Origin of the sequence: Vibrio sp. V39_P1S14PM300 (genome assembly GCF_009904765.1) — a bacterium.
In the GTDB taxonomy this organism is placed as follows: domain Bacteria; phylum Pseudomonadota; class Gammaproteobacteria; order Enterobacterales; family Vibrionaceae; genus Vibrio; species Vibrio proteolyticus.
In genome coordinates, this window is sequence record NZ_WXWP01000247.1 from 1 (window position 1) to 12,381 (window position 12,381).

Annotated in this window: 13 protein-coding genes; 7 read left to right on the top strand and 6 right to left on the bottom strand. The window is 50.1% G+C overall.

Translation table 11 applies throughout. The features are described 5' to 3' along the window. The first annotated feature begins 209 nt into the window (after positions 1-209). Positions 210-752 carry an NUDIX domain-containing protein gene (locus tag CAG65_RS12580; RefSeq protein ID WP_161453855.1) on the top strand — a complete coding sequence of 181 codons (543 nt, stop codon included), beginning with the start codon at positions 210-212 and terminating at the stop codon, positions 750-752. A 56-nt stretch (positions 753-808) separates the two neighbouring features. Here CAG65_RS12580 and phnX read toward each other — a convergent pair whose 3' ends face one another. Genes phnX through phnW form a run of 3 tightly spaced genes read right to left on the bottom strand, consistent with a single transcriptional unit; the run spans position 809 to position 4,154 of the window. Continuing rightward, complete coding sequence (phnX, locus tag CAG65_RS12585; protein WP_161453856.1) at positions 809-1,636, bottom strand: phosphonoacetaldehyde hydrolase; 828 nt, start codon at positions 1,634-1,636, stop codon at positions 809-811. 10 nt (positions 1,637-1,646) lie between these two features. Next, the gene (locus tag CAG65_RS12590; RefSeq protein ID WP_161453858.1) at positions 1,647-3,026 is read right to left on the bottom strand and encodes an aspartate aminotransferase family protein; all 1,380 of its coding nucleotides are present in this window, start codon (positions 3,024-3,026) and stop codon (positions 1,647-1,649) included. A gap of 24 nt (positions 3,027-3,050) precedes the next feature. Then, positions 3,051-4,154: a 2-aminoethylphosphonate--pyruvate transaminase gene (phnW, locus tag CAG65_RS12595; protein ID WP_161453859.1), complete on the bottom strand. Its 1,104-nt coding sequence runs from the start codon at positions 4,152-4,154 to the stop codon at positions 3,051-3,053. Positions 4,155-4,408: 254 nt separating this feature from the next. Between phnW and CAG65_RS12600 the strand changes: the two genes are divergently transcribed. From CAG65_RS12600 to CAG65_RS12620, 5 genes are all read left to right on the top strand, one after another. Then, positions 4,409-5,419, top strand: a complete 1,011-nt coding sequence (locus tag CAG65_RS12600) for a putative 2-aminoethylphosphonate ABC transporter substrate-binding protein (protein WP_202599374.1) — start codon at positions 4,409-4,411, stop codon at positions 5,417-5,419. Between the two features lie 149 nt (positions 5,420-5,568). After that, a complete protein-coding gene (locus tag CAG65_RS12605; protein WP_021705048.1) occupies positions 5,569-6,681 on the top strand; it encodes a putative 2-aminoethylphosphonate ABC transporter ATP-binding protein in 1,113 nt (370 codons plus the stop codon). Between the two features lie 8 nt (positions 6,682-6,689). Then, positions 6,690-8,414, top strand: coding sequence for a putative 2-aminoethylphosphonate ABC transporter permease subunit (locus CAG65_RS12610; RefSeq protein ID WP_040902501.1), 1,725 nt, complete (start codon positions 6,690-6,692; stop codon positions 8,412-8,414). A gap of 23 nt (positions 8,415-8,437) precedes the next feature. Further along, positions 8,438-9,142, top strand: a complete 705-nt coding sequence (phnR, locus tag CAG65_RS12615; protein WP_161453861.1) for a phosphonate utilization transcriptional regulator PhnR — start codon at positions 8,438-8,440, stop codon at positions 9,140-9,142. Positions 9,143-9,208: 66 nt separating this feature from the next. Next, positions 9,209-10,111, top strand: a complete 903-nt coding sequence (locus tag CAG65_RS12620) for an EamA family transporter (RefSeq protein ID WP_021705051.1) — start codon at positions 9,209-9,211, stop codon at positions 10,109-10,111. Positions 10,112-10,138: 27 nt separating this feature from the next. On the opposite strand, the gene CAG65_RS22085 is transcribed toward CAG65_RS12620, so the two are convergent. Then, positions 10,139-10,330 (bottom strand): hypothetical protein, encoded by a 192-nt coding sequence (locus tag CAG65_RS22085; protein ID WP_202599375.1) that lies wholly within the window; start codon positions 10,328-10,330, stop codon positions 10,139-10,141. 9 nt (positions 10,331-10,339) lie between these two features. Then, on the bottom strand, positions 10,340-10,717 hold the full coding sequence (locus CAG65_RS12625) for a hypothetical protein (RefSeq protein ID WP_202599376.1): 378 nt from the start codon (positions 10,715-10,717) through the stop codon (positions 10,340-10,342). A 417-nt stretch (positions 10,718-11,134) separates the two neighbouring features. Here CAG65_RS12625 and CAG65_RS12630 point away from each other — a divergent pair, with 417 nt between their 5' ends. After that, positions 11,135-11,488 carry a DUF3316 domain-containing protein gene (locus tag CAG65_RS12630; protein ID WP_161453863.1) on the top strand — a complete coding sequence of 118 codons (354 nt, stop codon included), beginning with the start codon at positions 11,135-11,137 and terminating at the stop codon, positions 11,486-11,488. A 71-nt stretch (positions 11,489-11,559) separates the two neighbouring features. Here the strand turns inward: CAG65_RS12630 and CAG65_RS12635 are convergent, their stop codons facing one another. Continuing rightward, entirely contained in the window at positions 11,560-12,342 is a 783-nt protein-coding gene (locus CAG65_RS12635; RefSeq protein WP_337247560.1) for a siderophore-interacting protein, read from the bottom strand. Between the last annotated feature and the right edge of the window lie 39 nt (positions 12,343-12,381).

Here is a 12,381-nt window from a genome sequence, read left to right on the forward strand (position 1 = left end):
CAAATTTGAGACTTGATTTATATTTTAATTGCACCGTTTTTCATAAAGAAAAAATTATATTCTCTGTATGTAAAATCGAATGATGTTTTATTTTTATGCACTTGCTTGATATGTCACCCATTTTAATGGGGATATTGCGATCAGAGCGTTTCTGTTCAGCCGCAGCACGTTTTGTTAAGGTTCCAGGGTACAAATCGAGAGAATCAGATATGAGTGATATCAAACAGTTAGATAGTCGAGTGGTGTATCAGAACCCGTGGATGACGGTGCGCGAAGATAAAATAGTGCGCCCCAGTGGTGCAGAAGGGATTTATGGTGTGGTCGATAAGCCAGACTGCGCGGTGATTCTTGCCGTGGATGACGGCGAGATCCATTTGGTACAACAGTACCGTTACACTGTAGGTCAACGCTGCTGGGAATTGCCGCAAGGGGCATGGGAGTCAAACCCGGATGCCGATCCTCTCGAACTGGCTAAAGGCGAATTGAGAGAGGAGACCGGATTGTCTGCCGCCAGTATGAGCTATGTGGGTGCCCAGTTTATCGCCTATGGATTCCTCAATCAGACCTGTCATATCTATCTGGCTGCTGGCCTGACGTATGTGGGTAACTGTCTTGACAAGGAAGAAGAAGATTTGATCACACAAGCGTTTTCGCTTCAGACGTTTGAACAAATGATGATTGACGGTGAAATCAAAGATAATGTGACCATCGCCGCCTACGGTCTGGCTAAGCTAAAAGGCCTGATTGACTAGCACACGCCCTCCGTAAAGAGGGCGTATTCGTTTATGGGCTGAACATTCGGCTTTTTTTACGGTCGTTCACCGGCATTGAGACGGCGCTCAATGTCTTTCAGGACGTCAGGTAGATCGGCAATGGTATCAATGAGGTAGTGAGGCGCAGACTTGAGTAATTTGCTTCGGGCTTTCTGCCGTGCGTTGTCTAAAGTGACGCTGTCCGCGTTTTGATATTCTTCCCAGGTTAGTCCGGCTTCGTTACCGGAGAGCAATAGGCCGACTGTCCACATACCGGCGTTGTGCCCCTCCTCGATTCCAGGCACAGCGTCGTCAACTTTCACGCAGGCATTGACGTCGGTGACGCCCAGTTCAATGACGTTTTTGAGCGCCATAAATGCAGCCGGACGCCCGCCTTGAGGCAGATCATCGGTCGCAACCACATAATCCGGCAGATAACCGTAGTTGGCTGCAGCCGGGATCAGTACATCCATGACTTCACGCGGATAGCCGGAGCAGGAGCCAATTTTGATACCCTGTGCTTTGAGTGCATTGACCACCTCAATGGCGTTGAGAATCGGCTCTGCATGATCGGCCACTTTGGCTTTCTGTAACGGCATAAATGCGGCGTAAACTCGGTCGATGTCATCAGATGTCATCGATCTGCCAAACTGGGCACGCCAGCGGGCATCAACCGTCGTTAACTGGCCAACCGCCTGAATATGATCCCATTTACCCAGCCCCATCGGCTCCCGCGCTTCTTCCAGGCTAATATCAAAGTCAAAGCCTTGGCGAAACGCTTCGACAAATATGCTGGTAGGTGCAAACGAGCCGAAATCTACAATGGTACCGGCCCAGTCAAAAATCACCGCCTGCAGCGGAGAAAGAGAAGTGGATTGAGTCATTATCTTGCTCCTAAACGTATTGAAAATCTTGAGAAATTTGAGCGAGAGCTTGCTCGAAAATATCCAACGCCTGATCGAGCTGCGCTCGCGTGATAATAAGCGGTGGACTGAGTTGGATGATATTGCCCTGTGAGACCTTAAAACTCAGCCCGCGATTGAGGCATTCATACAACATCGCTTCGGCTTCATCACAAGCCCGGGTTTTACTGCGATGATCGGTCACCAGTTCCACCCCCCAGAGCAGACCGATCCCACGAACATCTCCGATGAGCGGATAGCGGGCTTTGAGCTGATGCAATCGTTCCTGCATAACACGACCCAGTTGACGCGTATGAGCCAGCAGACCTTCTTGCTCGATGGTCTCGATGGTGGCCAGAGCGGCCGCGCAGCCGAGCGGGCTTTTTTCATGGGTATAGTGACCCATCGAAATCCGCTCGGCGACGTTGTATTTCTCTTTGGTGATCATGGCTGCAAACGGCACGATGCCACCACCGAAGCCTTTTCCGATACAAAGTACGTCTGGTTCGATGTCATACGCCTGATAGGTGAACCAATCACCGCTGCGGCCCATACCATTGGGAATGTCGTCGATGATCAGCATGACATTGTGTTTGTCACAAATGGCGCGAATACGTTGCCAGTAGGCCTTACTGGGGACTTGTACATCGGTGTTGCGAACGGCTTCCGCAATAAAAGCCCCAACACCGCCTTCTTTTTCGATGACGTATTCCAGGTAGTCTGCATAGTGAACGTCACTGCCATCGTTTGAAGGCAGGGCTCCGCGATACGAAACGGCTGGTGGAATACGTTCGACGCCGGCCATCAGCGGCCCCATCCCCTGGCGAAAACACGCTTCTCCCCCCACCGAAATGGCATCCAGCGAAGCACCGTGAAATGAGTCCCACAATGAGACGACTTTGTAATTCCCGGTAACGTAACGGGCTAACTTAAGCGCCATGCCAATGGCGGATGTCCCACCGGGCGCAAACAGTACCCGACGCATTTCTCCACCACAGATGCTGATCAGTTTTTCCGCGCAACGGATGGCCGTTTCATTGGTAAAGCGACGGGGAGAAAAGGGCAACGCAGCCATTTGTTCCGTTAGACGCTGAATCACATGCGGGTGACCGTATCCCAACTGATGGACATTATTGCCATGAAAGTCCATATAGCGTTTGCCAGCGGTGTCCTGAATGTAGATGCCGTCAGCGGCTTGTAAGGCGTCCAGGCAGGGCGTTGACATGGCCTGATGCAGAAAAACCTGACGGTCTCTTTGCAGCAGAGTCTGGGTATTCTCATCATCAATTGACGAGTTCCAGGCCTGACGAGCCGGGGTTGTATTGATGTCGCCCTCACTGTGGAGATTGGGCTGAGGAATGGCTTGAGTCATATTCGGAGTGTCCTTTGCTCAAACTCAGACGTGCTGCCAGTACATGGCGGTGCTGACGGCTTCAATCAGGCGTTCAATGTCGGCTGGATACACTTCACCGATGTTGCCAATACGAAAGCAGTCTGCGTTTGAGACTTTGCCTGGATAGATCACAAACCCCTGTGATTTAAGACGTTGATAAAACTCGTTGAACTGATAGTCACTGTGAGCGGGTGAATGAAAAGAGGTGATGATAGGCGAGTGGAGCGCATCTTCCAGCAAAGGTTCGAAACCGAGTGAACGCATTCCGGAAACCAGCGTACGTTGATTGGTCCGATAGCGCTGGTAGCGGGCATTGATGCCACCTTCCTGCTCAAGCTCTAATAATGCCTGGTAAAACGCTCGTACGGTGTGAGTGGGGGAGGTAAATCGCCATTTGCCGTGATTGACCTGCATGCAGTACCACTGAGCGTAAAGATCTAGGCTCAGAGAGCGTGCCTGACCCCGGCACTTTTCCAGTTCATCTTGTTTGGCAATCACAAAGCCAAATCCGGGCACGCCCTGAATACACTTATTCGCAGAGCTGATCATAAAGTCGACCCCCAGATCGCCAATGTCCATTGGAATGCCGCCAAAACTCGACATGGCATCCAGTATGACGATTTTCCCGTGGCGTTTGGCCAGTGAAGCGATGGCTTCGATTGGATTGAGCATCCCTGTGGTGGTTTCGCAATGGACGATGGCAACATGTGTGATGGAAGGGTCCGAGACCAATGCCGTTTCCACCTCATCCAAGTGTGGCTGTGATGTTTCGCCAGGCGAAACGACATGGTTCGGAATAGCCAGATAATCAGCAATCTGAGCGATTCTTGCGCCGTAGGCACCGTTATCGACCACCAGCAGCTTTCCATTGCGGTCAATGGCGCTGCCGATAGTTGCCTCGACAGAGGCAGTTCCGCTGCCTTGCATCAGCACACAAGTATAACCGGGCTGACGCGTTGCCAGACGGACCAGTTTGTGTCTGATCACTTCAACGATGTCTTTATTGTAATCGTCATCCCACGTACACCAGTCTTTCAGCATAGCTTCCCGAACGGTTTCTGACGTAGAGAGAGGACCGGGTGTCAGCAGCAAATACGCATTTTTCATGTTTGTTTTCTCCTTGGACTATACCAGAATTGATTTTGACTCTAGCAAGGCGGATTTGGCGCGTAAATAGCCCGATTTACAATTTCACAAAAGTTTCATCTGCGGGGAAACCGCCGACTCTCAAAAGTTGTATTTTTCGTCAAACTGCCACTTTTTGTTCATGTAATCGTCACAGAGTCCTTTTACGGTGGTGGTCAGTTAACTGGTACAGACCAATTAAATTCACCGCAAACCTATGCTCTAAACTGGAGAAGATGATGAACAACCGTTTGATGAAAGGATCTCTGGCTGCACTTCTGTCTATGCTGGCCGCTAATGCAATGGCGGCTCAGGAAGTGACGGTTTACACCGCTTTCGAAACTGACATTCTGGCGAAGTACAAATCGGCATTTGAAAAAGATAACCCGGATGTAACGATTAAGTGGGTGCGTGATTCAACGGGGATCATGACCGCGAAACTGCTGGCTGAGAAAAACAATCCACACGCCGACGTGGTTTGGGGTCTGGCAGGATCGTCCATGGCTTTACTGAAGGAAGAGGGGCTGCTGAAGCCATACACGCCAAAAGGTGTCGACGAACTGAATGCAAACCTGAATGACCCGCAGTCGAAACAGGCTTGGTTTGGGAACGACGCTTTCTTCAATGCGGTCTGTTTTAACGAAGCGGTGGCGAAACAGCTTAACCTGCCAAAACCCACATCGTGGGAAGATCTGACCAAGCCGGTATATAAAGGTCACATTGCGATGCCAAACCCTGCTTCCTCAGGTACCGGTTACATGCAAGTTTCTGCCTGGCTACAAAACATGGGTGAAACACAAGCCTGGGACTACATGCAGCGTCTGGATCTAAACATCGCTCATTATACCCATTCGGGCTCAAAGCCGTGCGTACAGGCAGGTATGGGCGAAGTGGCTATCGGTATCTCCATGGCCAGTCGTGGTGCGAAACTGAAAACGCAGGGCGCGCCACTGGATGTGATCGTACCTAAGGGAATCGGCTGGGAATCTGAAGCCGTGGGTCTGGTGAACGAGACCGACGCTGCCAAGCGCGTTGTCGACTGGTCGGTATCAAAAGCGGCCAATGAGCTGTATGTGGAGATGTATCCGGTGGTCGGCCACAAAGAGGTCAAAGCGACCGTCTCTAACTTTCCGAACGTTCAGGACGTAATGGCTAAGATGGACTTTGCAAAAATGGGGAGTGAACGTGCAAAAGTCCTGGCGGCATGGTCTGAGAAGTTTGATGCTAAATCAGAACCCAAACCTTAATGCCACATGATGCATATAGTAAAGGAGAGCGAATGCTCTCCTTTGTCGTTTGGGGCTGTTCATCATACTGTCATCTTGTCGTTTTAAATTTGTCACTGGACTGAAACATAGATGCGTTAATTTTGGACTATACCAATTAGGGGCGCATTATGAACACACCTCAACCTTACCTGCACATTGAAAACGTCGTAAAGCAATTTGGTCAATTTACGGCGCTGAAGCACATCTCTCTCTCGATTGAAAAAGGCGAATTCGTCTGCTTTCTCGGCCCATCCGGTTGCGGCAAGACGACATTGTTGCGGGCAATTGCCGGGCTGGACTTACCCACATCCGGGACTATTTTCCAGGGCGAGCAGGAGACGACTTTTTTACCGCCGGAGAAACGCGATTTTGGCATCGTGTTTCAGTCGTATGCCTTGTTTCCGAATCTGACAGTGCAGGAGAACATAGCCATCGGCCTGAAGAATCAAGGGATGTCGACCAAAGAAGCGCTGGAGAAAGTGGACGACTGGTTGGCGATGATCGGTTTGCCGACGTCCGGAGAGAAATACCCCAATCAACTGTCTGGCGGACAGCAGCAACGGGTCGCATTGGCACGCGCGCTGGCGCTATCTCCTGGGTTGCTGTTACTGGACGAACCGCTGTCTGCGCTGGATGCAAAAGTTCGAATTCATTTGCGTGAGGAGATTTGTAACCTGCAACGCAAACTGGGTATTACAACGGTGATGGTGACACACGATCAGGACGAAGCGCTTTCGATGGCGGATCGCATTGTAGTGATGAATCATGGTGTGATTGAACAGGTCGGTACTCCGGAAGAGATCTATCTCAAGCCCGCAACGCGTTTTGTTGCCGAGTTTGTTGGCAGCATGAACTTCATTCAGGCATCGGTAGCAACGGATGAGCAAGTGCGGATCGCTGAATCCTTGCTGCCGACACCGGCACTGGAGAATCATACCCCAAGTCGCGGTGAGCGTTTCGATCTGGCGGTGCGTCCGGAGAGTGTGCGCTTTGTCGACTCCTATTCTGATGCGCTGCCAGTGCGTATTTGTGGCAAAGAGTTTCTTGGCGCGTACACCCGGGTTGAGTGTCAGTTACAACACGATGCGCACGCCCCTCTGATTTTCGTCGATTTACCCGGTGAACAAATCCATGCGATGAAACTGAGAGTCGGGGATATTCGCTATATCCGTTTTGCGCAAAACGGGCTTCGCGCTTATCCCTCACACTCGCACAGCAACGATAACGTCGCAGTGGCTTAGAGGTAGCGATGAAAGGAAATACTATGACTCAATCAACACCGGTGTCCACGATGAAAACGGATTCTTTCCTCACCCGTATTAGTCGTGACAACCTGATTCTGTTTGCTTTGCTGGCGCTGCTGTCCGTTCTGATGGTGTTGTTTATTCTGATGCCGCTGTGGGCCATGTTGGCGAAAAGTGTCCAGAACAGTGACGGAGAATTTGTCGGCCTGGTTAATTTTGCCACCTATTTTGCCTCGCAAGCGCTGTGGCAGTCGATGGGAAATACGTTCACGGTCGGCTTGTTGGTTACTGCGGTTGTGGGGGTTTTGGCGTTTGGCTACGCGTACGCGCTGACGCGTTCTTGCATGCCGTTCAAGGGGATGTTTCAGATCCTCGGAACGGCGCCGATTTTAGCGCCATCTTTACTTCCGGCCATTAGTCTGATTTTTTTGTTTGGTAACCAGGGGGTAGCGAAAGCGTTGCTCGGGGGCGAATCGGTGTATGGTTTGATCGGTATTACAATGGGGTTGATCTTCTGGACATTCCCGCACGCTTTGATGATTCTGACGACGTCGCTGCGCACGTCCGATGCGCGTTTGTACGAAGCGGCGCGCGCCTTAAAAACGTCGTCAGTCAAAACGTTTTTTGTCGTCACTTTACCGGCAGCAAAGTACGGACTGATTAGCACGCTGATTGTGGTGTTTACGCTGGTGGTGTGTGACTTTGGGGTTCCGAAAGTTATTGGAGGAAGCTACAACGTTTTGGCGACCGATATCTTCAAACAGGTGGTTGGTCAACAGAACTTCTCTATGGGAGCTGTAACCAGTATCTTGTTATTGTTACCAGCGTTGCTGGCATTTGGAGCTGATCGCTGGGTTCAACGTAAGCAAAAAAGCCTGTTTGATACTCGCTCTGTGCCTTACCAGCCTCAGCCGCAAAAGTGGCGTGACGGAATTTGTCTCGTCTACTGCACGCTTATTTCCCTGGTGGTGCTGGCAGTGCTTGGGATGGCCGTTTATGGTTCACTTGTCACGTTCTGGCCGTGGAATAAAGCCCTGACCTTGAATAACTACAATTTCGCGGAAATGAGCACGTATGGCTGGAGCCCGTATTTTAACTCGCTCACTCTGGCGGGGTGGACCGCGTTGTTCGGCACCGCCATCATTTTTATTGCGGCATATTCCATTGAAAAAGGCCGTTCGTTTGCGCCAGTTCGCCAGTTTATGCAGATGATGTCGGTGGTGCCGATGGCGGTACCGGGTATGGTCTTGGGGCTGGGTTACATTTTTTATTTCAACGATCCGGCCAATCCATTGGGTGTACTGTACGGAAGCATGGCGTTTCTGGTTATCAATACCGTTGTCCATTATTACACCGTAGGGCACATGACGGCACTCACGGCATTGAAACAACTGCCAGATGAACTGGAAGCAACCGCTGCATCGGTTAAACTGCCGCAGTACAAGTTATTCCTTAAAGTCACTCTACCTGTATGTCTGCCTGCGATTCTGGATATTGCTACCTATCTGTTTGTTAATGCACTGACCACCACATCTGCGGTAGTATTTCTCTATTCAACCGATACCATTCCGGCGTCGGTGTCCGTGCTCAATATGGATGATGCCGGCCAGACAGGCGCAGCGGCGGCGATGGCTGTAATGATCATGGTGTCAGCTGCGGTTGCGAAAGTCGTTCATATGACGGTCGGGAAACTTTTGGAAAATAAAACCCAAGCGTGGCGTAAGCGCTGAGAACAACAAGGAAAAACAAGCGAGTGCAGTACGTAAAAATCAAAGATGCCATTGTTGAACAGATCGCGTCAGGGATGCTTTCGCCAAGGCAGAAGCTGCCGGCAGAACGCAAGTTGGCGGAGTCATTTAATACCACCAGGGTGACATTGCGTGAAGCGTTGTCGCTTTTGGAAGCGGAAGGTAAGATTTATCGTGAAGATCGTCGTGGTTGGTTTATTTCTCCCGAACCTCTGAAATACGATCCAACTCAAACACTCAATTTTACCAACATGGCGCTGGTCCAAAACCGGCTGCCGAAGACGGAACTGGTGGCGGCTAAAGCCAGTCTGGCCAACAAACAAGCCTCGACGCTACTCAATTTGCCGCCGTTCGCTGATGTTTACCGCATTGATCGTGTCCGTTATCTGGAAGATCGCCCCGTCGTGTTTGTGACCAACTATGTGCGGCCGGAAATGTTCCCAGACTTACTAAGTCACGATTTGTCGCAATCGCTTACTGACATTTACCGCGAACATTATGGCGTGGTGTACCAAAAAATCCGTTACCGCATCAGCACCAGTTCATTGCTGGGCGAGACTGCACAGTTTCTGCGGGCCACATCGGGCACACCAGCAATGGTGGTCGAGCGGATCAATTACAACCAGCAAGGCGAGTTAATAGACTGTGATATAGAGTACTGGCGCCATGATGCGATCAGTATCGAATCGCTTGCGGAATTGACACGCTAGCGGTTTCTTAGGTAAGGGCTTCCGCACGGAAGCCCTTTTGCTTTTCTGCTTATCACAGGGAGTGTTATGGCATTTTTTGCGATAGTTCTGGTTGTCTTCTCCGCGTTGCTGCACGCAGGCTGGAATATTCTGGGTAAAAGTAACACCAGCTCGGGCACGGCTTTTACGCTGGCAGCCGGTGTTACGGCGTCATTGCTATTAACGCCTTATTTGATCTGGTATCTCAATACCATTGGCTGGCAATCATTGCCTGACTCTTTCTGGTGGATAGTGCTGATGAGCGGTGCTTGTCAGATGCTGTATTTGGTTGGATTGATGCTGGCTTATCAGCAGGCCGACATCGGCGTTATCTACCCGATAGCTCGGGCGTTGCCAGTGCTGATGGTTGGGTTCGGTGGTTCGTTACTGGGGCACACACTGTCGTGGATGCAGTGGAGCGGCTTTGTGATGATCACTCTGGGTTGCCTGGTAGTGCCGCTGGCACGGTTTCGAGACTGCCACGTTCGCTCGTATATTAATCTGGGCGTGTTCTGGGCATTGGTGGCAGCGATTGGTACGACAGGCTATTCCATACTGGACAAGCAGGCGTTGGACATCGCGACACAAGTGGTCAGGGTTGTGCTGAGTGATAAACACACTGCCATCTTCTATCTCGGTGTTCAGTTCTGGGCGATGGTGCTGTTTACTTTGGGCTGGTGTGTGGTTAGCGGAAATGTGGGGCAGATTCGTCACGCATGGCACATTAAACAACGCGCGGGTTTGGCCGGAATCATGATGGCAAGCACTTACGGCCTGGTTCTGTTCGCGATGACCATGACGGCCAATGTTAGCCTGGTGGTGGCTTTACGTCAGATCAGTATTGTTTTTGGCTTAATTATGGGGGTGCTGTTTCTTGCCGAGCGTTGGTTCTTTACCCGTGGCATTGGGGTTAGCTTAATTTTGGGCGGTTTGCTCCTGGCTCTGGCGTAGTTTTGCCAGGAGCAAACCGGTCGTTTGTCACGCGACCTCGATATGGCGCGAGCGTGTCATTTCTGTTCTGATGAGGCAACTTGCCGTGAGTTTGAGATAGTAGTCTAAATCAGGGTGGTTCAGGTACGGCTGTTTTCCCTTGTCATCGTACTGGCGAATCTGAATCGCTTCCCGGTAATGCGGCTCTGCTTCGAACGCACACAACTCGGTGTGGTTCATTAATCCACCCTAAACGGCAAGTGATCGACGGGACGCTTTGCTGAGTTGGTCAAAATAGTGTGACTCAACCGTACACAGGTAACGTTTGGCCTGAACATGTAAGCGGATACAGTCGGTGATTAACGGTGGAAAATAGCCTTTAAGGCACTGCTCACCAATGTCTTCATGAAAACCGTCAATACCGGATTCGGTGCTCTCTTCCGGCAATCCCAGAATCAGATAACCAAAGTCATGCAGAAATGCGGCCACCACCAGTTCCTTATGACAGCCCGTTTGCTCGGCGATAAACGCTGCCTGCATCATATGCTCACCCATCGACAATGTTTCTCCGTACGCCACGTGTCCACTTTCCATAAATTGCTGACGGATAAATTCAATCACTTGCATTAAGAGCCCTTACTCCTTGTTTTTACGGGCAAATGGTAGGGAAGTAACAATAAAGTCCGGTGACGATACGGTTACGTTGTGGTGACAAGTACTACGTATTTCACCGCTAGTCTTTATTTTCAAAAAATTTCACCGATTTTTTGTGCGTTTAGAAGACGCCAATGTTCGCTATTTCGTTAATGAATGTACGGTTTGGTTTTTATTTTATGATAATGATTTTTCTATCAAAAGAAGCCAGTGGTGTAATTTCAGAACAGAGTGAGGAAAACACCTACGAAGTAGGGGTGGGCAAATTTTGCGCAAATAATTAGTGAGTTTTATGAAAGTAATGTCATCTGTTCATGGTCTCTGTACGTATGATTTGATACAAGAGCAGTGAGGATGTCGCTCAAATACAACAAAGACGAGGAGTCTGTTATGAGAAAACTAACTATCCTTACCAGCGCTGCACTGTTGATGATGTCAGGTGTTGCTTTTGCAAATGGCGCTTACTCAACCGCAGCAAAAACTGCTCAGATGACGGGGCAGGTTGTTGCGTCCAAAGATAAGGCGTATCAGGAAGGGCAGCAAATGCTCAGTGATTTGAAATCCAAATCGTCCTATGAACTAAGCCAGGCCTTGCCAACCCGGATGGATCCCATCAATAGACGCTCTTTCCAAATCACAAATTCGGAAGTGACGGTGAAAGAGTCGATGAACAACGGCCAAATTGCGTATCAGCCGATTGTGAATGTCAGCTACGAATACGACTACCGTGACGGTAAATATTAATTATTGTTTAAGCTAGCACTTTTTAGCGGCCGTTTTGGCCGCTTTTTGATGATTATGACCCAGTTTCTTTATTACGCTGTTGCTTTAGCGTCTTCGCGCTTAATGACTTTATGACCCTCTTCGGTGACGCCATTTTTCCAGTAGCTACTGATGTAAATGAACTCGCGATCCACACCGTGTTCATTGCGGAAGTATTGACGCAATGCGCGCATTGATTCGAATTCACATGCACACCAAACAGACGCATTGCCCGCCAACCAGTTTTTTGCTTTCACTTTTTCGACAAAACGGTTGGTCTTGGTATCGGCGATGACCCAATCCAGTGTTACGCCTGCTGGCCCCTCAAGGGCCTGAATATCGTCTTTATCCTGTATTTCGATGACGGCATAACCACGCGCATTTTCGGGTAAGGAGGCCAGTTTGACAGACAACGCTGGCAGAGCGGTCATATCGGCGGTGAGGAAGAACCAGTCTGCGTCGGTATTCAGGTTTTGGATGGTTCCCGGGCCTGCAATGTTGATGGTGTCACCGGGTTTTGCCTGCATGGCCCAGCGAGCGGCATGACCACAACTCGTATCATTCACCTGATGACGAACGAAATCGACGGTGACTGTCGCAGACTGATGATCGATTTCGCGAATCGTATAGGTGCGCATAACTGGCCGGGCGTTGTCATCCAATACGCTCAGATCGGTGCCGCCTTCTGGCGTGAACAACAATTTAATGTAACCACCGGCACAATCGGTAGGAAAGCGACTCAGTCCGTCCCCTTGCAACACGATACGTTGCATATTGGGCGTCAGTTGCGTGGTCGATAAGACAACAAGCGAGGTAGGGGTCGGTTTATTCATAATTTTTCTCTGTGTAATGTAACTGCTTAAGCATATGGGGCA